At 56.0% G+C, this 25,758-nt stretch carries 24 protein-coding genes; 9 read left to right on the top strand and 15 right to left on the bottom strand.

The annotated features are described in order from the left end of the window. The first annotated feature begins 2 nt into the window (after nucleotides 1–2). From ABJ205_RS10980 to ABJ205_RS10970, 3 genes are all read left to right on the top strand, one after another. Nucleotides 3–953: a phytoene/squalene synthase family protein gene (locus ABJ205_RS10980; RefSeq protein ID WP_348160215.1), complete on the top strand. Its 951-nt coding sequence runs from the start codon at nucleotides 3–5 to the stop codon at nucleotides 951–953. 185 nt (nucleotides 954–1,138) lie between these two features. Then, entirely contained in the window at nucleotides 1,139–1,576 is a 438-nt protein-coding gene (locus tag ABJ205_RS10975) for a nuclear transport factor 2 family protein (RefSeq protein WP_348160213.1), read from the top strand. Continuing rightward, a complete protein-coding gene (locus tag ABJ205_RS10970) occupies nucleotides 1,573–3,504 on the top strand; it encodes an acetyl/propionyl/methylcrotonyl-CoA carboxylase subunit alpha (protein WP_348160212.1) in 1,932 nt (643 codons plus the stop codon). Before ABJ205_RS10975 ends, ABJ205_RS10970 begins: the two co-directional genes overlap by 4 nt. Before the next feature lie 2 nt (nucleotides 3,505–3,506). Here the strand turns inward: ABJ205_RS10970 and ABJ205_RS10965 are convergent, their stop codons facing one another. After that, nucleotides 3,507–4,373 (bottom strand): hypothetical protein, encoded by an 867-nt coding sequence (locus tag ABJ205_RS10965; protein WP_348160210.1) that lies wholly within the window; start codon nucleotides 4,371–4,373, stop codon nucleotides 3,507–3,509. Nucleotides 4,374–4,483: 110 nt separating this feature from the next. Here ABJ205_RS10965 and ABJ205_RS10960 point away from each other — a divergent pair, with 110 nt between their 5' ends. Beyond that, entirely contained in the window at nucleotides 4,484–6,046 is a 1,563-nt protein-coding gene (locus tag ABJ205_RS10960; RefSeq protein WP_348160208.1) for a carboxyl transferase domain-containing protein, read from the top strand. On the opposite strand, the gene ABJ205_RS10955 is transcribed toward ABJ205_RS10960, so the two are convergent. Next, complete coding sequence (locus tag ABJ205_RS10955) at nucleotides 6,043–7,272, bottom strand: multidrug effflux MFS transporter (RefSeq protein WP_348160206.1); 1,230 nt, start codon at nucleotides 7,270–7,272, stop codon at nucleotides 6,043–6,045. The genes ABJ205_RS10960 and ABJ205_RS10955 overlap by 4 nt on opposite strands. Before the next feature lie 140 nt (nucleotides 7,273–7,412). Here ABJ205_RS10955 and dinB point away from each other — a divergent pair, with 140 nt between their 5' ends. After that, entirely contained in the window at nucleotides 7,413–8,537 is a 1,125-nt protein-coding gene (gene dinB / locus ABJ205_RS10950) for a DNA polymerase IV (RefSeq protein ID WP_348160204.1), read from the top strand. Here the strand turns inward: dinB and ABJ205_RS10945 are convergent. The 4 genes from ABJ205_RS10945 to ABJ205_RS10930 all read right to left on the bottom strand — a co-directional run bounded on the left by ABJ205_RS10945 (nucleotide 8,519) and on the right by ABJ205_RS10930 (nucleotide 10,870). After that, on the bottom strand, nucleotides 8,519–9,019 hold the full coding sequence (locus tag ABJ205_RS10945; protein ID WP_348160202.1) for an NUDIX domain-containing protein: 501 nt from the start codon (nucleotides 9,017–9,019) through the stop codon (nucleotides 8,519–8,521). The two genes, dinB and ABJ205_RS10945, sit on opposite strands and share 19 nt — an antisense overlap. After that, nucleotides 9,007–9,627, bottom strand: coding sequence for a 6-phosphogluconolactonase (locus ABJ205_RS10940; RefSeq protein WP_348160200.1), 621 nt, complete (start codon nucleotides 9,625–9,627; stop codon nucleotides 9,007–9,009). The genes ABJ205_RS10945 and ABJ205_RS10940 overlap by 13 nt, the downstream gene beginning before the upstream one ends. An 84-nt stretch (nucleotides 9,628–9,711) precedes the next feature. Beyond that, nucleotides 9,712–10,173: a DNA starvation/stationary phase protection protein gene (locus ABJ205_RS10935; protein ID WP_348160198.1), complete on the bottom strand. Its 462-nt coding sequence runs from the start codon at nucleotides 10,171–10,173 to the stop codon at nucleotides 9,712–9,714. 133 nt (nucleotides 10,174–10,306) lie between these two features. Then, the gene (locus ABJ205_RS10930; RefSeq protein ID WP_348160197.1) at nucleotides 10,307–10,870 is read right to left on the bottom strand and encodes a hypothetical protein; all 564 of its coding nucleotides are present in this window, start codon (nucleotides 10,868–10,870) and stop codon (nucleotides 10,307–10,309) included. Between the two features lie 123 nt (nucleotides 10,871–10,993). Between ABJ205_RS10930 and ABJ205_RS10925 the strand changes: the two genes are divergently transcribed. From ABJ205_RS10925 to ABJ205_RS10910, 4 genes are all read left to right on the top strand, one after another. Further along, nucleotides 10,994–11,788, top strand: coding sequence for an SDR family oxidoreductase (locus ABJ205_RS10925; protein ID WP_348160195.1), 795 nt, complete (start codon nucleotides 10,994–10,996; stop codon nucleotides 11,786–11,788). Between the two features lie 15 nt (nucleotides 11,789–11,803). Further along, nucleotides 11,804–13,012, top strand: a complete 1,209-nt coding sequence (locus ABJ205_RS10920) for an acyl-CoA dehydrogenase family protein (RefSeq protein WP_348160193.1) — start codon at nucleotides 11,804–11,806, stop codon at nucleotides 13,010–13,012. Between the two features lie 4 nt (nucleotides 13,013–13,016). Beyond that, nucleotides 13,017–14,117, top strand: a complete 1,101-nt coding sequence (locus tag ABJ205_RS10915) for an acyl-CoA dehydrogenase family protein (RefSeq protein ID WP_348160191.1) — start codon at nucleotides 13,017–13,019, stop codon at nucleotides 14,115–14,117. A gap of 191 nt (nucleotides 14,118–14,308) precedes the next feature. Continuing rightward, a complete protein-coding gene (locus ABJ205_RS10910) occupies nucleotides 14,309–15,349 on the top strand; it encodes an alpha/beta hydrolase (protein WP_348160189.1) in 1,041 nt (346 codons plus the stop codon). Nucleotides 15,350–15,472: 123 nt separating this feature from the next. Here ABJ205_RS10910 and ABJ205_RS10905 read toward each other — a convergent pair whose 3' ends face one another. The 9 genes from ABJ205_RS10905 to ABJ205_RS10865 are packed head-to-tail and all read right to left on the bottom strand — an operon-like array spanning nucleotide 15,473 to nucleotide 25,487. After that, nucleotides 15,473–16,693: a polysaccharide biosynthesis/export family protein gene (locus tag ABJ205_RS10905; protein WP_348510054.1), complete on the bottom strand. Its 1,221-nt coding sequence runs from the start codon at nucleotides 16,691–16,693 to the stop codon at nucleotides 15,473–15,475. A 29-nt stretch (nucleotides 16,694–16,722) separates the two neighbouring features. Further along, nucleotides 16,723–18,006, bottom strand: a complete 1,284-nt coding sequence (locus ABJ205_RS10900) for a glycosyltransferase family 1 protein (RefSeq protein WP_348158051.1) — start codon at nucleotides 18,004–18,006, stop codon at nucleotides 16,723–16,725. A gap of 2 nt (nucleotides 18,007–18,008) precedes the next feature. After that, on the bottom strand, nucleotides 18,009–18,926 hold the full coding sequence (locus tag ABJ205_RS10895; RefSeq protein ID WP_348158048.1) for a class I SAM-dependent methyltransferase: 918 nt from the start codon (nucleotides 18,924–18,926) through the stop codon (nucleotides 18,009–18,011). A 31-nt stretch (nucleotides 18,927–18,957) separates the two neighbouring features. Then, on the bottom strand, nucleotides 18,958–20,436 hold the full coding sequence (locus tag ABJ205_RS10890) for an ABC transporter ATP-binding protein (protein WP_348158045.1): 1,479 nt from the start codon (nucleotides 20,434–20,436) through the stop codon (nucleotides 18,958–18,960). Beyond that, nucleotides 20,433–21,236 (bottom strand): ABC transporter permease, encoded by an 804-nt coding sequence (locus ABJ205_RS10885; RefSeq protein ID WP_348158043.1) that lies wholly within the window; start codon nucleotides 21,234–21,236, stop codon nucleotides 20,433–20,435. Before ABJ205_RS10885 ends, ABJ205_RS10890 begins: the two co-directional genes overlap by 4 nt. Then, nucleotides 21,236–22,348 carry a hypothetical protein gene (locus ABJ205_RS10880; RefSeq protein WP_348158041.1) on the bottom strand — a complete coding sequence of 371 codons (1,113 nt, stop codon included), beginning with the start codon at nucleotides 22,346–22,348 and terminating at the stop codon, nucleotides 21,236–21,238. Before ABJ205_RS10880 ends, ABJ205_RS10885 begins: the two co-directional genes overlap by 1 nt. Then, the gene (locus tag ABJ205_RS10875) at nucleotides 22,342–23,562 is read right to left on the bottom strand and encodes a glycosyltransferase family 1 protein (RefSeq protein ID WP_348158038.1); all 1,221 of its coding nucleotides are present in this window, start codon (nucleotides 23,560–23,562) and stop codon (nucleotides 22,342–22,344) included. The genes ABJ205_RS10880 and ABJ205_RS10875 overlap by 7 nt, the downstream gene beginning before the upstream one ends. Further along, entirely contained in the window at nucleotides 23,559–24,338 is a 780-nt protein-coding gene (locus ABJ205_RS10870; protein ID WP_348158035.1) for an NTP transferase domain-containing protein, read from the bottom strand. The genes ABJ205_RS10875 and ABJ205_RS10870 overlap by 4 nt, the downstream gene beginning before the upstream one ends. A gap of 45 nt (nucleotides 24,339–24,383) precedes the next feature. Then, a complete protein-coding gene (locus ABJ205_RS10865) occupies nucleotides 24,384–25,487 on the bottom strand; it encodes an inositol-3-phosphate synthase (RefSeq protein ID WP_348158032.1) in 1,104 nt (367 codons plus the stop codon). Nucleotides 25,488–25,758: the final 271 nt, after the last annotated feature.

Genomic DNA, 25,758 nt, shown 5'->3' with positions numbered 1-25,758 from the left:
TAATGAGTGTCGACGCAGAAACCCGCAGCCAATTGGTCGCCCATGCACGGGCCGCGATCAAACACGGTTCACAAAGCTTCTCTGCCGCATCGCAACTCTTCGACAGCGAAACGCGGGAGCGCGCATGGCTGCTCTATGCCTGGTGCCGCCAATGCGATGACATTGCCGACAACCAAGAGCTTGGCGGGGAATTGGGCGATCAATCCGACTTGAACGATCGCCTTGCCCATATCCGGCGCCTCACCGCTTTGGCATTTGAGGGGAAACCCACAGGCAACCCAGCTTTTGATGCTTTGGGTGTGGTGGCGCAGGAATGCGGGCTCACCCTGCAGATGGCCGAGGATGTGATCGCAGGCTTTGCGCTTGATGCCGATGATTGGAGGCCGCGTTCAGAGGCTGATATGATGCGCTACTGTTACCACGTTGCCGGGGCCGTCGGCGTGATGATGGCGGTCGTTATGGGGGTTGATCCGGGGGACCAAGACACATTGGACCGCGCGAACGATCTCGGCCTTGCGTTTCAACTTTCCAACATTGCGCGCGATATTGTTGAGGATGATGCAGCAGGGCGCTGTTACCTCCCCATCAATTGGCTGGTGGAGCAAGATATCGAGCCCGGCCAACATACAAAGCCCCATCACCGCGAGGAACTTGCCGAAATGGCCGCGCGCCTTGTGGCTCTTGTTGAGAAACACGAGGCCGCCGCGCGCGTGGGCGCAGAACGCTTGCCCTTCCGCAGTCGCTGGGCTGTGCTTGCTGCTGCGCGCATTTACGGGGCGATAGGCCGAAAGGTGCGCGACCGGGGCACCGGGGCTTGGAACAGCCGCACCTTTGTCCCCCGCTGGGAAAAAGCCGCATACGGCGTTCGCGCCTTCCTCTCCGCCGCGATCAACCGCGAAAAGCACCCCGACGGGGAGATCACATGGGGCATTGCGGATTTTCGGCCTGCCTAATTCCCAACTAGCCCAGCCCGTTCGCCCTGAGCCCTTCGGCTCTGCTCAGGACATGCTTGTCGAAGGGCAGCCACAGCGTTCGCCAATCATCCTTCGACAGGCTCAGGACGAACGGTTTTCTTTGTAATAATGTTGCGCTACAGCTCTTCCCCATGAGAGGACTTCTGACATTTCTAGCCGCCTTAGTGGCCGCGACCCCCGCTCTCGCACAGACCCCTGCTGAGCCCGCGCAAGATGCCATTTCCGCCGTGCGCAGCTTTACCGATGCGTTTGACAGAGGGGACAGGGCAGGCATGAGGGCAGTCATCACGCAAGGAGCCCAAGTCATTTTTGTGCGCCAACGCGATGATGGCAATCAAGTGCGCGATATGCCCCTGATAGACCTTGTTGGGCGCATTTCTAGCGCGCCAGCCGACCTAAAAGAGCCCATCGCTATTAAGAGCGTCATGGTCGACGGGCCGGTGGCGATGGTCTGGGCCGATTTCTCGCTGTTCGTCGACGGAGTGCGAAGCCATTGCGGGGTCGATATCTTTACTCTTGCCAAGGGAAGCGACGGCTGGAAAATCGCAACCATCACCTACAGCCACCTGACTGAGTCTTGCGAAGGAGCGCCTGCGCTATGATCAAAAAGCTCCTCATCGCCAATCGTGGGGAAATCGCTTGCCGCATCATCCGCACCGCACGCGAGATGGGCGTCGCTACCGTGGCAGTCTATTCCGATGCCGATGCCAAGGCGTTGCACACGCGCACTGCCGATGAGGCGGTGCATATTGGAGCCTCGCCAGCGGCCGAAAGCTATCTTGTGGGCGAGAAAATCATCGCGGCGGCCAAAGAGACGGGCGCAGAGGCAATCCATCCCGGCTATGGCTTTCTGTCCGAAAACGCAGACTTCGCGCGCGCCGTTGTCGATGCTGGCCTTATCTGGGTGGGACCAAAGCCCGATAGCATCGAGGCGATGGGCCTTAAGGATGCAGCGAAAGAACGCATGATTGCCGCAGGCGTACCGGTCACACCGGGCTATCTTGGCGAAGACCAATCACTGGAGCGCCTGACCGCTGAAGCCGAAAAAATCGGTTACCCCGTACTCATCAAGGCGGTCGCAGGTGGCGGCGGTAAGGGGATGCGCAAGGTTGATGCGCCTGAGAACTTCGCCGCTGACCTCGAAAGTTGCAAGCGCGAGGCAAAGGCCAGCTTCTCCAACGATGAAGTGCTGCTGGAGAAATGGATCACCTCCCCGCGCCATATCGAGGTGCAAGTGTTCGGCGACTCTCACGGCAATGTCGTCCACCTATTCGAGCGCGACTGTTCCCTCCAACGCCGCCACCAAAAGGTGATCGAAGAAGCCCCCGCGCCGGGCATGGACGAGGCCACCCGCGAAAAAATCTGCGCCGCTGCCGTGCGCGCTGCCAAAGCGGTGGATTACGAGGGCGCAGGCACAATCGAATTCATCGCGGATGCCTCTGATGGCCTACGCGCCGACCGCATTTTCTTTATGGAAATGAACACGCGGCTCCAGGTCGAACACCCTGTCACCGAAGAGATTACCGGCGTGGACTTGGTGGAGTGGCAGCTGAGAGTGGCATCGGGTGAGCCTATTCCGCTGAAGCAGGAAGAGCTTTCGATCAACGGATGGGCGATTGAAGCGAGGCTCTATGCGGAGGACCCGGCGAAGGGGTTTTTGCCGAGCACGGGGCGGCTTACACACTTTTATCTTCACGATGAAGACCGCGTTGATTCGGGTGTCGAAGAAGACGACGAAATCTCGCCTTTCTATGATCCCATGATCGCGAAGATCATTGTCCACTCAGCAAGTCGCGACGAAGCCCGAACCAACCTTATGCGGTCTCTATCCAAGTCGTTCGTAGCTCCGGTCAGGACCAATAGCGGCTTCATGTTTTCTTGCCTCGATAGCGACGAATTCGCGGAAGCGGATTTGACGACTGGTTTCATCGAGCAAGCAGGCGAAGCGCTTTTGCCATCTTCGCTGCCAAGCAAAGCAGCGAAAGATCGAGCTGCTGCAACCTTTCTTGAAGCAAAATTTGCTTTCAACGAGCTGCCTTCAGTCAATCTTCCCACCGGCCTGCAATCGTTCAGGTTGAATGCAGGCAGCGCTCGGTCCGTGATGATGGAAGCGCGAGGCGAAAGCATGTCTGGCGCTGCCGATGAAGCCATCGGAGCATTCCCAGAGTCTGGACCATTCCATACTGCACTTTCCGATACTGAGGTCGTTGTCACCGAACGCGGAGAGGCTTTCGTTTTTGCTGCTCCTCCCCGAGGCGATGCTTCGGGCTCCGCCTCCGCCGCCGACGGCGCAATCCTCGCACCCATGCCTGGCAAGGTCATCGCTGTGGACGTGGCAGAGGGCGACCAAGTTACCGCTGGGCAGCGGCTGATGGTGCTTGAGGCGATGAAGATGGAGCATGCGCTCACCGCGCCCTTTGATGGGACTGTCACCAGCCTCGAAGCGAGCCAAGGCGGCCAAGTGCAGGTGGAAGCGGTGCTTTGTATCGTTGAACCCAGCGTGGTGGAGCCCGCCGAGAACGCAGACTGAGCTCAACCGGGGGTGAGCTGATCTTCGATGCTTTTGGCTATAGCTTGGCGCGCGCCAGAATAGATCGGCCAGCCATGCCCCGGCATTAACATGTCGAAGTCAAATTCGGCAATCAACGCTTCATATTGCGGGCGCAGGCAAGCGATCATCTGCGCGCGTTTGGCCGCGCCGTCGGTTAAGGCTTCGCCCGTATATTCGACTTGATCGCGCATCCAAATCGGTCCCAATCGCGCCTCACCAATAAGGCCGATCTTGCGAATGGCCAGTGAGACAAGCAGCGAATTATCAATATCCCACGCGCCAGTGTGGTTTTGAATGGAATCGGTCGTGATTGCGGTGGCCGCGCGATTATCTGTCGCTGGCAGGATGATGACCGCCTCCGGGTATTTGATGTTCTCAAATGCAAAATACTGCGCATCGGCAAAGGGCAAATGCTCAGCCGACATGGTCTGAAAATCACCTGCAAAACCCGGTGCATGCTCCATGTCTGCAACCACCCAATATTGCGCGTCAAAACGGTCCAGATAGAATGTGTCATCCACCCCGTGGAACGAACCGAGCCGGACCACATGCGCAATCCGTCCAAGTTTTTGCAATTGCGCCAGCCCGCGTTCGCTCAGCCTGATTGTATTGATCAAAGTCAGATCATGACCGCCCTTGCCGTCACTGCGCCGGATCACTGTCATGGTGCGCGAATAATACAGGAACATGCGTTCAAACCATGGCCGCGCCTTGGTCGACTTCATTCGCCCGCGCACCATGTAAATGTCATCTCCGACTGCCATGACCTTGCTATGCCGGGCCGCTTTGCGGGGTTGATCGGCTGGCACGCTGATCTTGGCAAATTCCAATGCATCGATTTTCGCCATTTTGATTCCGCATTTCCGATAGAGGTTGGGGGACAGATGCAGAGCCTAGGACCGAAGCGCTTGCCTGTCCTGCATTTTTTAGCGAAGCTATATCGCGACAAGATTGGTGGATGACTTTGGCTCAAAACTGGCAAGACGAACTCGATGAACTGCGCAAGCGCGAGGCACTCGCCGATGAAATGGGCGGAGCGGACAAGGTCGCCCGTCAACATGCGCGCGGCAAAATGGATGCACGCGCAAGGCTAACCGCGATTTGCGACCCCGGTTCCTTCCGCGAAATCGGCAAGATCGCAGGCAAGGGTCACTATGACGAAAGCGGCGACCTGCAAGGGGTCACCCCTGCCCCCTTCCTGTTCGGCAAGGCGACGGTAAACGGGCGTCCCGTGGTCGCAACGGCTGACGATTTCACCATTCGCGGCGGCGCAGCGGACGCTGGGATCAAGCGAAAAATGGTGCAGGCCGAGCAGATGGCACATGAGCTAAAGCTGCCCATAATCAAGATGATCGACGGCACAGGCGGCGGCGGCAGCGTCAAGACGTTGGAGCAAATCGGCGCGACTTACATTCCAGCGGTTCCGGGATGGGGCGATACGGTCAAGAACTTGGACACGGTGCCTGTGGTGGCGCTCGCGCTTGGCCCAACCGCTGGCCTTGGTGCAGCCCGCATTGCGGCCAGCCACTATTCGATCATGGTGCGCGGGCTCTCTCAGCTCTTCGCAGCAGGCCCTGCGGTCGTCGATGGTCTGGGTGAAGCGTACAAGAGCGCAGAAGACCACCAACAGGCGAAAGAAGAGCTTGGCGGCGTCGACATCCACACGCGCAACGGCGTGGTCGATGATGAGGTTGCAAGCGAGGAAGAAGCCTTTGCCCGCGCCCGCTATTTCCTCTCCTTTATGCCAGAGCATGTTGGCCAGCACGCCCGCCGCGCTGAGCCCAACGACCCCGTTGATCGCCGCGAGGAAGCGCTCCTTTCGCTGGTCCCGCGCGACGACAAACAGGTCTATTCCATGCGCCGCGCGATGGACTTGATCCTTGATAAAGGCACCGTGTTTGAGATCGGCAAGAACTGGGGCCGCGCGGCGATCACTGCGCTTGCGCGCCTCGATGGTTACCCTGTGGCCGTGGTGGCAAGCGATCCCAGCTACCTTGGCGGATCATGGGAAGCCAAAACTTCCGAAAAGGTCGAGCGGTTCGTCAAACTCGCCGACCAATTCCGCCTGCCTATCGTGCACCTTGTCGATAATCCCGGCTTTATGATCGGGCGCGAGGCGGAAGTTGCAGGGACGATCCGATACGGCGTTCAAGCGATGAATGCGATTTACAAGGCGACTGTACCGCTCGCCAGCATTGTCATGCGCCGTGCATACGGCATTGCGGGCAGCGCGATGAGCAATGCGGACCTTTACCAATATCGCTATTGCTGGCCGTCGGGCGATTGGGGCAGCCTGCCCATCGCTGGTGGTTTGGAAGTGGCGTACAAGTCCGAAATCGCGGCATCCGATGATCCAGAGGCTGAACTTGAGGCAATCAAAGAGCGGCTGAACAAGGTCACGAGCCCCTTCCGCAGCGCCGAACTGTTCAACGTTGAAGATATCATCGACCCGCGCGACACGCGGCCTTTATTGTGCGAATTTGCAGACCTTGCTTGGCGCAAGCTTAAAGCCGACGGTTAAGCGTTGGGCCGGGTGAACAAGCGGCCCTTCTCACTGAAGAGAACAACGCAAACCGTAATGAGTGAGCACACCACCATCGCGGTGGCGAGCGGGAAAGCGGTCCCATCATAATACGCGCCGATGACTGCGCCCAAGGCTCCGCCTGCGGTCATGCGCAAGGCGGTGTGGATCGAGCTAGCGGCCCCAGCGATATGTTGGAACGGCTGCATTGCAATGGAGCCAAAGTTCGCGCCAACAAAACCCAGCATCGCCATATTAACGCTTAGGAGCGGCAGAAATTCCCACAAGTCCTGCTGCCCATCGCTCGCTGACCACATCTGTAACGATGCAGAAATGAGGAATGCAAAGAGTGCGGTTTGGCTAACACGCCGCGCACCAAAGCGTGTTACAATGCGCGAATTGAGGAAGTTCGCGAGCACCATGCCTGCCACGCATCCGCCAAAGATTATCGCGAAATAGTCGCCCATGCCAAAGCTCTCGGAGATCAATTGCTGCGAAGAATTGAGAAATCCGAAAAGCGACCCGAACACGAGACTTGAACCAATAACATAGCCAATCGCGCCGCGGTTAGAGAGCGCTTGCGCCATATTGCGCGCAATCACTCTGGGCCTGATTGCTTGCGCATTCTCGGGTGCCAGGGTTTCGGGCATGCGGAAATAAGCCCACGTCCCCACTCCGATGCCCATAAACGCCATAAAGCCAAAAATCGCCTTCCAACCAGCGACGATCTGTATCAATTGACCGATGGCAGGCGCGACGAGCGGCACAACCAAAAAGGTCATCATAATAAGGCTCATCAATTTGGCCATCTGATCGCCGCCCACGCGGTCCCTGACAATGGCTGCGGGAAGCACACTTAGGCCAGCGGTGCACAGCCCTTGGGTGAAACGCATGACGAGAAGACTTTGGAAGTCAGGCACAAACATGCAGGCAAGCGACAAACCAATATAGGTGCCAAGCGAGATAAACAGGATGGGCCGGCGACCAAATCGATCTGCCAATGCGCCCGGAAAAAGCGCCCCGATCCCTGCGCCAAGGAAGTAGATCCCAATTACCAGCTGGCGGTCATTCCCTTCGGCAGACAGATCGCGTGCGATATCGCCAAGCGCGGGCAGCATCGCATCAATGCCGAACGCCTGAAGGCTCATCAGCATTGCCATCAACACGATTAACTCGCGCTGCCCCAATGGCTTTTTTTCAGGATTAAGTGGAATGGACGCTGACATTAGGCGGCTCTGCACGTTCGTGCGAAGATTGGCCACTGTTTGTTTCGCATGTGCACAAGATCGATAACGAACTGCTTAGCTCTCGTAGATCAAACTCTCATACTTTCTTCACGAGGGGAAACACTCTAGTTTAGGCGGCGATGGTTGATGATGCGCGCAGAGATGACGAATTGCCCGATGAGGCGGTCGGACTGCGCAAGATTATCCATGTCGATATGGACGCCTTCTTTGCGAGCGTAGAACAACGCGACGATCCCGACCTTCGCGGCAAACCTGTGGCCGTTGGCGGTTCAGGCGGACGCGGAGTGGTGGCAGCGGCGAGTTATGAGGCGCGCAAGTTTGGTGTGAAGAGCGCTATGCCATCGGTGACTGCGAAACGGCTTTGCCCGGACCTCATTTTCGTAAAACACCGCTTTGACGCGTATAAGGAGGCCAGCCGCCAAATCCGCGCAATATTCGAACATCACACGCCCCATGTCGAACCGCTGAGCTTGGATGAGGCCTATTTGGATGTGACCGAGGACCGCCTTGGCATCGGTTCAGCCACCCGCATCGCAGAGCTGATCCGGCAAGAAATCCGCGCCAAGACGCAGCTAACGGCAAGCGCTGGCATCTCTTACAACAAGTTCCTCGCCAAAATCGCGAGCGATCAGAACAAGCCAAACGGCATGTTTGTCGTGCGCCCCGGCGAAGGCGCAGATTTTGTGGCGGGACTTCCCATCCGCAGGTTTCACGGGGTCGGTCCCAAGGCCGAGGAGAAGATGAAGCGGCTCGGCATTGAAACAGGCGGTGACTTGGCGACTAAGGATATCGCTTTCCTGCGCGCCAATTTTGGCAGCTTTGCCGATTACCTCTACCGCGCTGCGCGTGGCATCGACCTTCGCCCAGTGCGCGCGCACCGGGTTAGGAAATCGGTTGGCGGGGAGCGCACCTTTAGCGAAGACATCTCCAGCGGCAGCGTGCTTCGCGAAACGCTGGAAAATACGATCGGTTATGTGTGGGACAGCATTGAGCGCACGAAAGCACGCGGACGCACGGTCACCCTGAAGGTGAAGTTCAACGACTTCAAAAACATGACCCGGTCGAAATCAGTCACACACTGGATCGAAACCAAGGAGGAATGGGCCGGGCTCGCCCGCGAGCTTTTGGAAGAAGCGCTCCCCCTCCCCATGTCAATCCGTTTGATGGGATTGACGCTATCCAACCTCGATCACGGCGAGGATGACAGCCCTAAGGAGGATAGCGCTCAATTGTCGCTTTTGTAAGCCTGCCAGATAGCCATTCGCTTGGGCACATTGCGGATAAGCAATTCGGGAAGCGCATCTGCGGCAAAGAAGCGGGCCTCCAAGATTTCTCGGCCATCGGGTTTTGGCTTGTCCGTCACAACTGCGGTGAAAAGGTGCGAACGATGCGGGGAACCTGAAAGCGTTTCTTCCAGAACTCCAAGCGGCTGCAACGCGTCCACCTTAAGCCCGATTTCCTCATAAAGCTCGCGCCGCGCACAATCTTGCGGGTCTTCTCCTGCTGACTTGCCGCCACCGGGAAGTCCCCATGCTTTGGGCCCGTAGGAATGCTTCAAAAGCATCACTTCGCCCGCTTCATTGGTAAGGATCACGCTGATCCCGGAGATGGGACTTTTACGCCATTTGCGCCAGCGGTGCCGAACACGGTGCGCGACCTGCAACAGCCTACGGTGAAGCGATGCAGGCAGCACCGCTTTCGCCGTCTTTTCGATCAGGTGAAGCATGTGACTTTCTGGTGCGCCGCACCCAGAACCCTTGCAATGGGCAAGTCATGCTCACCCTTAATCGCTTCATCGAACACTCTAAATTTGTCATTCCCCCTGATGACGAACATCAATGCATCGCTCCTCAGCAATGCCGGGATCGTCATGGTGATGCGGTCAAATGGCGCGTGGGCCGGCAGCGGGTCGGGCGTAAGCCGGCGCATCACTTGAGGATCGTCAACCTGCGGATCTGTGTTGGGGAAGAGCGAGGCGATATGGCCATCGTCTCCCATACCCAGCCAGCATAGGGCGAAATGGGGCGGCGTAGCTTCCTCGTTAAGCGCCACGACCTGTGCACCCACGGGTTCAAAGATAGCGCGGATTTTGCCAGTGTTAGACGCGTCGTGATCCTCTGGCACGATACGGTCATCACCCGGCCAAACGGAGACGCGCGACCAATCGAGATCAGCTTTGACTAATTCATCAAAGATTGGAAATGGAGTCGAACCACCCGGCACGCTAATCGCGATATCTCCGGTTGAGCCGGTCAAAGCACTGTGCAGCCGATCCGCGATCCACCGCGCAATATCGCCCACGCTTTGCCCATCCATCAAAATCACGTTGTCCATGACCCGACACATAACAAAAGGGCTGTCCCCGCCAAACGAAAACAGCCCTCGATGGAGATGAATAGGTTTTCGTGAAGGTCGCGCTTAACCTAACTGAGCGTTCAAGAACCAGACACGGCCTTCGGCCTCATCGGTCCAATCATCAATCAATCCATCTGTCGCGTTATCGCCCGCGGCCTCAGCTACTTCCTTCATTGCCTTAAGGCTCAAAACGAGGCGTTGGTTATCATTGGCGAGTTCTCTCACCATTTCTTCTGCACTCAAATTGGCCTTGGGCTGGTCAGTGATGCGCGTTCTTTCAGCAATCATTCCAATTGAAGTAATGGTATCACCACGCAGCTTGCGGGCACGCTCTGCAATCACATCGATCTGAGTATGGATCGCGGTCGCCTGTTCATCGAATAGCAGGTGAAGGTCGCGGAAACGCGGGCCCTTGACGTGCCAGTGAAAATTCTTCGTCTTCACAAATAGAGCAAAGTGATCTGCCAAAAGTTGGTTCAATTCGGCCACCATTTCGGCCTTCGCGTTGTCTTTTGGATCAACCATGATCGTCCTCCTTCTCTCACTCCTGAAAGCGCCATGTCCATTTGCTTGGTCGCCTGAATTATGAGTTAGTGATAGGCATTGGCCGCATCAAAGTCTCGCGATTAAACCCTCTGGCTGTGATCGCTGAGGTCGATCAAAGAAACTGGAAACGAGCGTTTAATCCGATCACAATGCCTGAAATTCCCACGCACAACGCAAACACCAAACGGATAGTTCTCAAGGGCATTTTCTTCAACGCATCTAGGCCGAGCGACCATCCCAAAATCACCGCTGCGACACCTGCAATTGCACCTCCTAAAAGTGCCGTGGTCGGAAACACCGCCCATGCGCCCAAAGCAAAGATGGCAAAGCGCGCAGCGTCCTGCATTTGCCGAAAGACCACAACGGCGCCGATCGCGACATAGGATCGCGTCGGCTCTTGCATTGGTTTGATCTTGACCGGCCATGCAAGCTCCACGGCGGCAGCAATCAGAGCGAAAGCCACGAGCATTTCGGCTGCGCGCCGAGGCAGAATTCCCGCAAGGCTTGCGCCTGCATAGGCCATTACCGCCGCGGTCACGGCAGCGCAGGCAATGCCGATGATGAGCAAGGGCACATTGCGACCCGTGGCGGTGGAAAACTGTGCGATAATCAACTGCTCACGCCCACCAAGCGCAATCAAGAACGTGAGGATCAATGCAAGCAAAAAAACGTCCATTTGTGCTCTTTAGCATGCGTCGAGCCGCTGGCCAGAGGCTCGAACCCAAACAATAGCAATTTGAAACCTAGCGTGAGGGCAAAATCCGGGTTACGCCTGTCCATTGAGAGAATAGGAGAGGCAATGAAACTCACTGAGGGAATGGCTGCCGTTGTGACCGGCGGCGCGTCGGGATTGGGCCGTGCAAGCGCTGCTGCGCTGGCGGAAAAGGGCCTAAGAGTCGCAATTTTCGACATCAATGATGAGGCGGGCGAAGAGCACGCCGCTGCGATTGGCGGTACCTTTCATCATGTTGATATCATGTCGGAAGAAAGCGTAGAGGCAGGTTTTGCCGCCGCTCGCGCGGCCAATGGCCAGGAACGCGTTGCGGTTCATTGCGCGATGGTAAGCAAACGGGGCAAGACAGTCGGCTTTGACAAGGCCACAGGCGGATACAAACGGCTCTCCACTGAAGATTATGCCTTTGGCGCAGAGGGCGTGCTCGTGGCCAGCTACCGCATCGCCAGCATCTCAGCACTTGGCATGGCGAATAGCGATCCAGTCAATGACGACGGAGAACGCGGTTCGATAACCCTGACGGCCAGTGTTGCCGCTCAAGACGGACAAATCGGTCAAGTTATCTACGGCTCGTGCAAGTCGGGCGTGAACGGGCTTGTCCTTCCCATGGCGCGCGATTTGATGGACCTCGGCATCAGAGTGAACAGCGTCATGCCGGGAATTTTTGCGACACCGCTTATGCTAGGCATGAAGGACCGCAGTCCGCAAATGTGGGACCAATTGAACGCCAGCGTCCCCTTCCCCAAACGTTTGGGAGAGCCTGAGGAATTTGCCTCGCTTATCTGCGAAATTGCAGGCAATTCCTATATCAACGGTCACCAGTTCCGCCTCGACGGCGCAATCCGAATGCCACCAAAGTAACAGAGAGTGCCGTCAATGAACGTTGAGTTTTCTCCCGAACTCGAAGCCTTCCGCGCCGAAGTCGCAGAATTCTTCGCCAACGCCCCAACCCCGGCCATCCGCGAGGCAGGGCGCAAGACCACATCGGTCTTTGCGCCCTTCGATCAGTGCATGGAATGGCACCAGATACTGGCACAAAAGGGGTGGTCCGCCCCGCATTGGCCGGTCGAATATGGCGGCACGGGGTGGAGTGTGGAGCAGCGTTTCATCTTTGCAGAGGAATATCGCAAGGCCGATCTGCCCCCACTTCTCCCGCAGAGCCTTGGCATGGTGGGCCCGCTTTTGATCGACATTGGAACTGAGGAGCAAAAAGCGAAATATTTGCCGCCTATCCTCGAAGGTCTCGACTTCTGGGCGCAGGGGTATTCGGAGCCCGGTTCTGGGTCCGACCTTGCCTCATTGCAATGCCGGGCTGAACCTGACGGCGATGACTACATCATCAACGGCTCAAAAATCTGGACCACTTATGCCCATCACGCGAACCGCATGTTCATGCTGGTGCGCACGGATAATTCCGGCAAGAAACAACAGGGGATCACTTTCCTCCTGCTCGACCGTGTGGATTATCCAGGCATGGAAATTCGGCCCATTGTTGGCCTCGATGGGGTGCCAGAACAATGCGAAGTGTTCTTCGACAACTGCCGCGTTCCCCAATCCGGGCGTGTGGGCGAAGAGAATGACGGATGGAGCGTTGCCAAGCACCTCCTGAAACACGAACGCGGCGGCGCTGCGGCTTCACCCACACTGGTGCACTATCTTGATCGTGCAAAAGAAGCGGCGTCCAAAACCCCTTCGCCATTTGGCGGAACGCTCTCCGATGACCCCGTATTCCAAAGCAAATTTGGCGAGCTTCATGCCGATGTCGCCAGCCTTGGTCATATGGAGAAGCTTGCAATTAGCGGGCACGAGATTGCCAATGATCCGGCCTTCCCCTCGCTAAACAAAACAATCAATTCTGAGCTCCTCCAGCGGGCCTCTACGCTCATGAGCAAGATTTCCGGCGTCGGCGGTCTTGCGCGGCAATTGGAGGCTTTGCGGGTGGGCTCAAACGTTGAACCGCAGGGATCAGAGTTCGATCTCATTTCCATGCCTCTCTATTTGAACAGCCGCGCGGCCTCGATTTACGCAGGCTCAAACGAGGTCCAACGCGACCTTATCTCTCGCAGCCTTGCGGCAGGAGCATAGGCATATGGATTTCTCTTACAGCCAAGAACAAGACATGCTTCGGACAAGCGTCGCAAAGCTCCTTGAGCGCAGTTACGATTTCGACACGCGCCAAGCCTTGGTCGCCTCCGATGCTCCGTGGTCTTCCGAAGTGTGGACACAGTTTGCAGAACTTGGTCTCACCATGCTGCCCTTTGGCGAGGAACAAGGCGGGCTAGGCGGCTCGATCGCGGACTGCGTCGCCTTTGCTCCGCTCTTTGGTGAACACTTGGTGGTGGAACCCTATGCAGCATCCACCCTGCTTGCCGGCGGTGCGTTAGCCGCCAGCGGTACGTCCGTGGCGCTCGAATGGATTGAAAAGCTCGCTAGCGGCGAGGCCACCCTCGCCTTTGCCTATGAAGAAGGAAGTGGCACCGCCACGCCTGAACAAACTACAATGACGGCGGAGTCTGTTGGCGACGGCGTGACTCTTAACGGCGAAAAACGCTTGGTGATCGCAGGTGACGCGGCAGACGCAATGGTGGTTGTCGCGCGCCGGTCAGACACCGGCAAGCTGGGTTTTTATCTGGTTGAAGCAGGGACGAATGGGATCACTACTCGGCCCTATAAAACCATCGATGGACGGGCTGCAGCGACCGTAGTGTTCAACCAGGTATCGGCAACCGCAGTTCTGCTCGAAGATGCAGATGACGCGTTGGAAGCCATGCTTGCCAAAGCGATCATCGTGCAGTCTGCGGAATGCCTTGGCGCGATGAAGGCATTGCTTACCATCACCGGCGAATATGCCATGACGCGCAAGCAGTTCGGCCAACCCATCGGCATGTTCCAAGTCGTCGCGCACCGTCTGGCGGATATGAAGATCGCCTACACTAAAGCGCTTTCGACCCTGACCTACACCACCGCCCTTGCCAACTCCGGCTCAGAAACCGCGCGCGACATTGCGGTGCTCAAAGGCCAGATGGGTAAGCTTGGCCGTGAAATTGGCGAGGCGGCCATCCAAACACACGGCGGAGTGGGCATGACCGATGAACTGAGCGTCAGCCACTTTCACAAGCGTATCCTTGCCTTTGATGCCAGCCTTGGCGACCATGCCTATCACTTACGCAGAGTCGGGCAGTTAGCCTAGAGCGAATGCGAGTTCGATGGCGATAAGATCGCCGCACTTCGTGTGCCTGCAGTTGCAAAGCCCGGTCAGGCCGCCCAAGATCACCTGCATTGCTGAGGAGCTGAGTTACAAGCAGCGACAATCTGCGACTTGTCATTCATCTCGCGGATGGAGCATCATCAAACCGTGATTTTGGAATGGAGGCCACCAAGATGACGACCCTGCGTGCTATCATCTTAACCGCCCTCTCGCTTTGCGTCATTGCGACACCGCTTCTTGCGCAAGATCGCGAGCGTCTTTCCCGTGAATGTCGCAGAGATGTGGTAAAAGTTTGTGGCCGGGACCGATCAAAAGTCTTAGAATGCCTCCAATCCCAATTTCCAGAGCTGAAGCCAACCTGTCAGGATGAAGTTTGGGATCGCTTGGAACAGCGGCTGCGACAAAACCGTGCACGTAACGGGCGAACATTTGATCGCTTGGCTACAATGCAGCCAAGCTCATCCTTGGCTTATGGCAGTGATGAGAGGCAAAAGGTCGACTTCTTCGCTCCGCAGAACAACGGTGATGAGAGCTTCTTGATCATGCATATTCATGGCGGCGGTTGGAGCATTGGCTCACGCAAGGCGGTGGATGAAAAACCACTCCATTTTACCGGATCTGGCTATGCCTTCGCCTCTACCGGCTATCGGCTTTTGCCTGATGCTCAGGTTGAGCAACAAGCCGCAGATATTGGCAGATCCTTACGCCTGCTTCGTGAACAGGCGAGCGAACTCGGGATCAATTCTGATCGCATTGTCATCATGGGGCACAGCGCGGGCGCCCATCTTGCTGCATTGATTGGGACTGATCCGAAATATGCCGGAACTGCATTTGACGCAATCGAAGGTGTGATCTTGTTGGACGGCGCAGCGTACAATATTCCAGCACAGCTGCGCAGCGAAGACGCGTTGTTACCACGCCTTTTCAAACGCACCTTTGGCGATGATGTCTCGCGCCAACGGGCCTTATCCCCGATCACTCACGTCGGCGGCGGGGATGCGCCCAATTGGCTGATACTGTTTGATGCAGATCGCGCGCCCTCCGGTGATCGCTCCAAAGAGCTCGGCAATGCTCTGGAACGCGGAGGGAAATCCGTTGAAGTTCTAGCGATAAGTAACACCAACCATGGTCGCCTCAACAGTGAGATCGGAACAGAGGAAGGCTCTCAACAAACTCGGGCCATCGACTCATTCTTGGCACAAGTGCTTCGGTGAGCAAGGTTTCAAGTCAGCGCCATTCATGCTGCAGCCAACCCCGAGAACAGGACAATTGGAACCGCGAAAGGTGACCGTTCTGGCTCCGAACGAGCTTCCCGTTTCTAACCTTTCAAACCGGGGCTAATTGTCGCCGGAAGACAGCGCGTTGGTGATACCGATAACAGAGAATGCTGCGCTCGAAATTGTCGAAACAAAGCGCTGCAAATCGGCACCAGGCGCGGTCGAGACATAGAGCACATCGTCGTCTTGAATGGCAAAATCCTGCATCGCAAAAAGGCTTGCAGGGTCCGACAAATCCAAGCGGTAAATGACCGGCACACGGCCATCGGCCGTTTTCCGAACGCTGGCATCAACGCCTGCGCCCAAGGCATCGCGGTCTTCCAAACGAAAGACGAACACACCCTTTACATTGGCACGCGCATCATTGAGCCCGCCTACCCGGCCAAGCGCCTCCGCCAATGTCAGCCCTGAACCATCAAATGGCACTTCCGCGCTTTGGCGGACCGCACCCAAAGCGACGAAGCTGAAGGGTTGATGGAGCACAGTGACAATATCGTTCGGGAAAAGCTGCACATTTTGCATAGGGTCACTGACCACGCGCTGAAGCGGCATAGCCACCACCTCGCGTCCACGCGTTATCTGAACGATTGAACGATCAACCGGATTACGCGTGCCGCCTGCGCTGGCCACTGCGTCGAGCACTCTTTCGCCGCGCGCGCTTAGCGGCATACGGCGGCTTTGCGCGACCTCACCCAACACAGTAACCGTGGTCTCATTCCGCACCAGGCGAACAATCGCCTGCGGGTCGTGTGCCCGGCCCCGAAGGCTGCGCACGATCGACCGTTCCACATCACTGACCTTGCGGCCCAGGACTTTCACAGGTCCAACAAACGGGACATTCACCGTCCCCTCTTCGCCCACGACCTGTTGCGGAATGCCGGAAAAGGCAGCCACTTCAGGCGCGGCACCGATCCCTGAATTGACCGCCGTTGCCCCGAAAAGCACCGCAGGCGGCGCTTCCCAAATCGCGATATCCAGCACATCGCCGTAGCCAATGTCCTCGACCGATGGAGGGGTCTGCGTAAAAACCTCGGCGAACTCGGACGCGCGCGCATATTGCTCAAGGCGGCTTAATGCAGAGCCATCAAGCTCAACAATCTCGATCCCCTGCCCGACGTAGTTTTCTTCGCTATCGGCATCGCGGATCGCCCCCCCGGTGGGGCCAGCGGCGCCCAGCGTAGAGCATCCCGCCACGGTAAGCGCGAGGAACCCAGCGAAGACAGCCTTGGCTGCAATCGCGCTTGCGGAAGTGTCGTTACCCATGGTGCGTCTGCCATTCATTGATTTGGTCCAAATTCGTCAAGTGAGCTCTACAACAGCTTGCCATAAAGCGCATCAAGACGCTTGCGGTAGGCCGAAGGACAGAACAGCTCAGCTTGCACGCGTCCTTTTTTTGTCAACTCGCCGCGCAAAGCATCATCGCTGTCCATTTGTGCAAAGGCGTTGGCGATGTCCTTAGAATTGTAAGGATCCACCTGAAGCCCCGCTTCTCCGATGACTTCGGGCAAAGAGCCCGTGTTCGATCCAATCACCGGGGTGCCTAGTGTCATCGCCTCTAAAGCTGGCAAACCAAACCCTTCATAAAGCGAGGGAAACAGCGCTGCCTTTGCACCTCTGATGAGATTGAGGAGCGTGCCTTGCGGGCAATACGATAGCTGAATGATGCGCTGCTTACCTTGCGCGGTGTTGTCAGGAACAAGCCTGAGCTCTTCTTCCGATTTCCAAGCCTGCGCCCCCACAATAACTAAAGGCGCCTCAACCCCGCTTCCAAGATAGCCTTCGATCATGCGGTGGATGTTTTTCTTAGGCTCAATCGAACCCCAGAACAGGTAATAATCGCGGTAACCTACACCAAAGCCACCTTCGACAATGCGCGCGACCTCTTCATCGCTGAATTTCAGAACGTCATCAGGAAGCGCAACCGATTGATAAGTGTTGGTGATCCTGTCTTCGGGCACGCCAAGTAGATCGATAATGTCGCGCTTGGAGCATTCGGACACCGTGACGATATGGTCGGCGCGATCAGTGATTTGCTTCACCAGTTTGAGGTAAGCGCGTTTATTATCGAGCGTCGTGTACGGCAGACGCAAGGGGACGAGGTCATGCATGGTATAGATATTGACCGCGCCTTTCACCTCTATGGGGAGCGGATAGGTCCAATGCGCCAGATCCACATCGCTCGGCATATGCACCTGCGAAAACCCGCGCCCAATGGCGAACCCTGCATTGGCGCGGTGGAACAGGTCTTCTCCATTAAAAAGACGCTTTGCTCGGGGAAGCCGTCCTGCGAAAGCACGCGGCACCACTTTGCCAGACAGATCAAGCTCGCGAGGGGTCAGATCAAAGGGGCTGCGTGCACCCGACCGGATGGCCCGCATGACTTTGCGAAACCTGTCCTTTGGCGGTTCGACCGGATCAAAAAACGCAATCTCGCGAAGGAGCGGATCATCATCCTCGGCAATGCGCTGTCCATAAAGGACGCTGACGTCATGGCCAAGACCTGACACCTCTTCGCATAGGTTTCGGGCATAGGTCGCAATGCCTGTACCTTTGGCCATGGCGAGGTTGTAGCCATCGATGAGGACGCGGCCCATAATCAACCTGCCTTGCGAACTGTTATGCCATAACTTGTGGTAACCCACTCGGCGATTTGCAATTTGAGATGGGGGTTTTGCGTATAGGGCGGCACGTCAATATGTTGATCCGCCGGCTGATCGCCGGTGTCGAAATTGAAGGTGAGCGTATGGCCTTGACGCGCCAAACGCCTACCCAATCTTTCAAAATCCCGACGGCGGAACAGCACAGTCGAGGTGTTGTCTAGCGTTGACGCGTTGGAGGAGCAATTGAACTCCGTGGTGTGCACGGCAAGCCCGCCAGGCCGCAAAGTATCTATCGAGTTTTCGATAAATTTGAGGCCCTTTTCAATAGACCCCAAATGTTCAAGCGCGCAGGCTGACCAGCAAAAATCGAACTGACCAGAAATCTCAGGATCGAGCGCGTTCATGTCCATCGAGCGAAAGTCGACAAGCCGCTCAAACTTCTCAGGCGAACAGATGCCGCGATTGTTCATAGCATTCTTACTGGCTGCGTGTTGATCGGTTTCGATCCAGCCAAGCCCTTGGGCATGTTCAGGATCAAGGTCGGTGCCAAGAATGCTCATTCCTTTTTCTGCAAACAAGGCTGGCAAGGGTTCACCACCTACGCCAAAGCCAAGGCCGCGTTTACCTGGCTCCATCATGCCGCCCAAATGCAAGCTTTGGAGGATGTAGACAAACTCCCATTGCTTGCGGTGGAGCCAGGGCTTCTCATTAAAATGCGCGCACCAATCGGCGTAAATTTCAGACTCCATCTGGGCCTGCGTACACGCCTGAGACACCGGTGTATCAAGCGAAGGGGCGCCTTTCGTAAAGCCAAGGCCTGCAGGGTTGCACGCGCTTCCGACCAAGTCCCCAATAGTCTCAAACAAATTGTATAATCGATCAACAATCATCGTGGTGAAGCCAACAACCTTCAAATAATGCCGCTATGGCCAAATAAAGCGCGTCCTATGCGAACCGCGATTGCAAAACGGCCTGTGTCTGCGGCCAGTTCGCAAAACCATCCAAAGCCACAAGAACAGGCAAGGCATCTGCCATCGTCTCAATCGTGCGTGCGACCCTTCGGATACCCTTCTCGGAACCTTCAACTTCAGCAATTGTGGTCAAATTGCTTGCCCAAAGCTCAGGCGTTTTCTTCTTAGCCCCGCCAATCGCCGCAGGTCGTTTGCCAAAGCCTTTAAGGCCCGCGCCTGACGCCAACCAGTCTTTGTGCATTCGAGCAAAGCGATCATCTGCAATCATTGTGGCAAGGCAATGATCAAGGTCATTGCACCCGCGCATCAAGTGGACAAGGTCACCGTTGCCCACCTCTTTGAGCCCCCAAGCACAGCGTACGAACAATTGCACATCGGGTATGGCGAGAGGTTGAAAATGCGCCGGCCCCTTATCTGGACCCTTGAGCGGTCTTTCTCCTGGAAATGTACCGAGCTTCTTGAGGACGAAAGTCATAAATTCTTCCGTCTCACCGACCGATTGGCCCAGCGCGCAAGCCGTGCGATAGCCTATTTCGGCAAGGTCATACTGCTCCATCTCCTTAACCGCATGGGCCCATTGGTTCCAATAGACACCGTTGTACGGATAAAGCTCAAAAGCCTTCTCAAACACCTGCCTGCCATCATCCCACTTTTTCGCCTGCATCCCGATATCAGCCTCAAGCACGAGGTTGAGAAACTTCTCATCATGCAGCGCGGTTGAGTTGGAGACCTCGATAATCTGTTTGCGCGAGGTGGCCGCCATTTCGGGTTTTGTAGCCGAAATGATTTGTTTATCAGCGATCCCGATCTTCGCCCTGAATACGCTGTATGCCTCTTCAAAATCGTCATACATTTTAAGCTGCGCGTCATGCAGCAGTGCAAACTTATTGCAGTTGTTGCTGATATAACCGACGTTGTGCGAAACGATGATCATCGCCCGGTCGGCTCGCCGCTCAAACAGCTCATAGTTGCAGCGGGCATGAAAACGTGCATCGCCAACCGCGCTCACCTCATCGATCAAAAAGCAATCAAACTCAGTGATCATCGAAATGGCAAAGGCAAGCCTTGCGCGCATACCCGATGAGTAGGTGCGCACCTCTTCGCGCAAATAATCGCCCAGCTCGGAGAAATCCTCCACAAAAGCCAGGTTCTTCTCAAAATCCTGATTGTAGATCCTGCTGATAAACCGAACATTGTCGATGCCGGTCAGATTCTCTTGAAACGCGCCAGAGAATGCAAGCGGCCATGACACGCTCATATCGGTGTAGATGCGCCCCGATGTTGGGGCCTCAGCGCCGCTGATAAGCCGGATCAGAGTGGATTTGCCCGCGCCATTGCGTCCAAGGATACCGAGCTTTTCCCCTTTCTGGAGCTCGAAATTAACGTTTTCCAGCACCAACTTTTCCCCAAAGCGTGTGGGGTATTTCTTGTAGATGTTCTCTGCTCTAATCATCCCGGCACCACCCTGCGCGAGATATAGCGGAGGAACATCAGCGCCACGACCGAGAGCACGAGGTTAAAGACAATCAAATAAGAAAGGTCATAGATCGCGACGGTCTTCGACCCAAAATACCCCTCTCGCACAAATTCAACACCATGCACCATGGGAAGATAGAGGACGATCTCTTGAAAACGCGGAGGCAAAGCCGACACCAGAAACGCGGCACCTGAGAGCGGAAAGAGGAGATAGGAAAATGGATGCCAAAATTTGTCTACGAGCTCGCTTAGGTAAGACAAAGTCCCAAGTGCGATCGCAAGAGCGGCGCCAAACCACGCAAGCAACAGCCAACCCGCCGCCACACTTAAGATGTCTTCAGGTGGTTCGATAAGTTCGGTTGCAATGAACAAAATGCTAAGCGCCATAAAGGAGATCGAAGCCCCTCCCGCCTCAAGTAAAACACGCGCCAGATAAATATCCAGTGGCTTAATATTGCGGTGATAGAGGAGCGCGGAATTACCTTTAATCGCGCCAATCGTTCTCCCCGGCATGTTGCGCCACATAAGAACGCTGGAATAGCCGGTCAGCGCGAAGGCCGCGATGGGGAGGTCGCTTCCGTGAACGCTCTTTGTCGCTGACCAAAGGGCAGTAATGCCCAATGTGAAGATCATCGGCTCCACAAAAAGCCAAAGGAATCCAATGTTATGCCGGCCATACCGCGTGATCACTTCACGGATCAAAAGCGCGCCGAGCACGCGGCCCTGCACAGCAAGGCTCTCCCTCAAAGGAACTTTTCTGACCGCGCCAGACGACATCAATCACGGTGCTCCCGCACGCCAATCATCAGCATCGATAATATCCCCCAGGTCAAGAGCCCTAGGATAAGTGTTGCAACGATACTCCGGATGCGCCTGGGCTCTTGCGCAAAGTCAGGCAGGCTGGGGTCAGAAATCCGCTCAACATAGGTGAGCTTGCGCCTTGCCTCGGCCTGCGCGTCTTGTAGCGATGCAAGCGCGATTGCGAGTTGTTGTTCTGCGAACTCTGAATTGACGCGAAGCTCTTGATACCTTGCCATCGCAGAGGAAAGCGAGCCGCGGCCACCCGTAAGGGACGTACGGGTCTGCTCAATCTCTTCCTCAATTTGGCGGATTTCCGTTTTCAAGAATGGGATCTGCGACGCTTGAGGCGTGTAAGTCTGCAATTGGCGAAGTTGGGTTTTTGCTGCGATCAATTGATCCTGAAGCTTGCCCACCATTTGCAAGCCAACCAACGCCTCTTGCTCCGGATCAACGATGCGCTCAGCTCCGCGATATTGCGCCAGCTCAAGCCTGGCACGGCGCGCTTTATCGGTTGCTTCATCGACTTGCGCCTGCGCCAAAGAAAGCGTGTCATCACGCGAGCGCTCTGACAAGCTGTTTACGAGAGTCTCGGACTGGATGAGAAGGCGCAAGTTTATCTCTTGCGCTTGCGCCGGATCGTATGCGCTCACACTCAACGTCATAACTTGACCGCTCGTGCTTTCGTTGACCACCACCTTGCCGAGGAAATATTGGTAAAGCTGTTCCTTGCTTTCCCCAAGAAAGGTGCCGAAGCGATCAACAAAGAAGATATTGGAATCGGTGTAAGCTTTGCGCACAAAGCCCCCTTCATCCGCATCTTCGAGGGCGCGCCTGGACATAATGTATTCGGAGATCGTGCCATTACCTTCAGCGCCCGCTGAACCGCCGCCGCCCCCACCAAAACCCGCTTGCCCTAACACAGCCGTCAACGGCGACGCACCTCCCCCAGACGGGGAACGCACGACAAAGCGGCTCTCCGAGATGTAGACGTCATTCGCCAACAAACCAAAGTAGACAATGGCGACAAGCGTTGGAGCAATAACCGTTAGAATAAACAACGGGTTGATGAACTTCAGACGATCTAACACTCGACTTGTATTCTCTCAGTTGACACCTGCTTGAGATCAGACAGGCTTTCCAGCCATGGATCAATGATCGCAAAGTGATTTTGCCAGGTGGGAGGGGCAAACCGCCCCATCATGTTAAGTTGTCGATCACGGTCGTGATCACTGAACGCAAAACGGCCAATAACCCGCTTCCACGCTATTTCATCTTCGACGTCTAACAACATCGGAATGCCCTGCCCAATTTCTCGGAAACTTGGGATGTCATTGGCGATCACCGGCGTGCCGATTTGCAAGGCTTCGACCACCGGTAAGCCGTATCCTTCGGCATGGGTGGGCATAAGCAACGCGCGCGCGCCCGCGAGCAGGCGGCCCACTTCTTCATCCTTGGCCGATGTTTCAAACCGGACAAGCTTAGCAAGGTCAGGCCGCGCGCGCAAAGCCTCGAATATAGGGGCACTTTGCGGCCCCTCCTGACCAACGATCACAAGTTTCGGGCAGGATGCGCCGTATTCCTTTGCAAGTACGTCCCACACGTTCAGCAGCATGGTGTAGTTCTTGCGCCGCTCAATTGTGCCGATACAAAGGAAATATGGCTCTTGCACACCCTTTTCGAGCGCGAGATCTGCGTGGCCATCACAGCAGGCCGACAAATCCGCACCTGCGAGTGGGGCAACCGCAACAGGGGGAAGGCCAAGTCCGCGCTTACCTGCGAAGACGGAGAGCTCGTTTTGTGTAGCGCGCGTGTTCACAATCGCGCCAAACCCATGGCTCAACAGTCCGCGCACCCTGCCAAGATGCCGTTTCACCGCATGGGCACCCGTCAAACGCGGGTGAGTAAGCGGGATTAGATCATGCAAAAAATAGACACCGCGCAAATCACTTTTCTCAGTCCACTCGTGATGGGTGGGTAGATCAAAGTCCGTGTGGCTGGGATTGAGGTAAATCCGCCCCTCGCCCTCTATACGCGAAGGCGAACGGGCAAGCGCAAGCGGCGCAAAGCGAATGAGTTTTCTTCGAAAACCCTCACCGGGCTGAAGTACAAGGTCGAACAATGCATCTGAATCGCGGCGTGAGAGCACTTTAACGATACCCCGGTGCTGAACCACCGCCTGCGCCCGCTCGCGGAAATGGCGCGCATAGGCCTCACACACACGGTCAATGCCGGTAGAACGCCGCTTGGTCCAGCTGCGCGAGACGAGGCGTGTAACATCAAGAAGTGTCTGCGCGCCCGTCATGCAAGCGCATCCTCTAAAACGGGCTGAGCGGCCTGCGGGATCGCGCTTGAGAGGAGCGAGAAGCCCTCATCCAGCAGCTGCTCAGCTTGGCCGTGCGCTTTTGGATCGTCCACATCCATCCACCACGCGCCGCTCACATCCAATGTCGCCGCCTGCCCGCGGTCCGCAAGCAATTGCATGCCATCCGACAAAGAGCCTGGTTTACCCTGATCTATCATCTCTTCGATGGCCTGCGCGAGCGCGGGCGTTGCAAGAAAGGCCCCGCAATCCACCGCATCATATTTCGCAAGGCCCTTACCAATGCGCGCAATGAACCCGTTATCGTACGTCTCAACCCATGTCGCATCATCCAGGTCGATCAGAGAACTGCTCGTCCCCCTATCGATGGCAAGCGTGACGCCGCGATCCTTGGCGTGCACCCCGGCCAACCCTTTAATGATGGGGGTAGAAAGGAGGTGGTCGCACATCACTAAAAGGTAATTGCCCTCAATCAAACGAGCCCCTGCCATGACCGAATAGCCATTGGGCTTTTCCCAATCCTGAACCCTCGTCGTCACGATCTCACACGGTACACGGGCGGCAATATTTGCGGCGGCTTCTTCAATGACCTCAGCGTTATAGCCAGTGACCACGACCACGCGGGCGACACCTCCACTGACGAGCTGGCGCACCGCTATTTCCAAGAGCGGTACACCCCTGATGAGTGCAAGAGGCTTAGAAGGGAAGAGGCTACGTAACCTGCTCCCAAAACCCGCAGCAAGAATGAGACCGTCCATAGTCGATCCTCTTAGATTGCTAGTGTCACGCGCAGCGCAAGAAGGTTACTCAGCCGCTTCAGGAAGGCTGGTTTGATACTGATCGAGCAGGCTGTTCGCCACGTCCTCTGGGATTTGTTCGGGCGGGTGCTTGCAGTAGTACGCGGACGGCAGCGTCAATGCGCCACTTTCCCCGCAATCAAGCGCTTGTTTACAAAAACGAATAGCATCGACAACGCAAGCAGCTGCATTCGGACTGTCTTCAACCGAAAGCCGCAGCTCAAGGTTCATCGGAACCTCGCCCCATTGCGTGCCTTCAACGCGAAGAAAACAGACTTTGTTGTCATTTTGCCAGGCGACATATTCAGAAGGGCCGATCAGAATATTCTCATCTTCCAAACGCTTACCAAGGGCCGCTTGCACAGCCATGGTCTTCGATTCTTTTTTATCGCTCAGTCGGTCGCGGTCGAGCATGTTCATGAAGTCGGTGTTACCGCCTGTATTGAGCTGATAAGTCCGATCAATCGAAGCCCCGCGCGCCGCGAACAGGCTCGACAATGCACGGTGGACAATCGTTGCGCCGACCTGCGCCTTGATATCGTCCCCAACAACTGGCAATCCTCGGGCCTTAAAGCGCGCCTCCCAAGCATCATTACTGGCGATGAAAACCGGGATACAGTTTACAACCGCGCAGCCGGCCTCAAGCGCGCATTCCATGTAGAACTCAGTCGCTTTTTGCGAGCCAACTGGCAAGAAATTGACGAGAATTTCAGTCCGCGCCTCGCGCAGAGCGCTTACAATTTCGGCCTTAGAAACAGCAATCTCACGATCAGCCAACATAAACCCACGATCACCGACGCCGACCATGTGATCAGCAACGCCATCCATCACAGGCCCGCGCATAACGAGCGCGCCGCTTGGCTTTATATCTGGATGAAAAACAGTTGTGTTGTTTGGACCAGCAAATATCGCTTCAGAAAGGTCTTTCCCCACTTTGCGATCATCGACATCAATGCCGAGGACGAACTCAATATCGGATACCGAATAACCTCCGACGATCTCTCGTATCAGACCGCTGGCAGAGGGGTTGGTCCTGTAGTAATCCACCCCTTGAACAAGAGAGCTGGCACAATTTCCCACACCGACGACTGCAACTCTAATCGACTGCATTTTAATTCCTAGAACACCCATTTAGTCAGGCCCGCACTTACGCGCCCATTTCATGCCCCTACCCTAGGTAAATGTTGAAATTTACGGTCTGATTCCTGAACACCGAATCAGACCGCAGCAAAATGTTGGCATCCCCAAATGCCAAGCCAAATTGCATCAAAACTAGCATTACCTAGGATTGTGCGTCCCACAAATTGTGCACTTGCACAACCTTTAAAAGATCAATCTGGGGGAAACAGCGGGAAGCTGCGCAGAATTGTCACAGGCACCG

It is taken from the genome of Erythrobacter sp., from assembly GCF_039988855.1.
Taxonomy (GTDB): Bacteria; Pseudomonadota; Alphaproteobacteria; order Sphingomonadales; family Sphingomonadaceae; genus Erythrobacter.
This window is presented reverse-complemented; position numbering and strand designations above follow the sequence as displayed.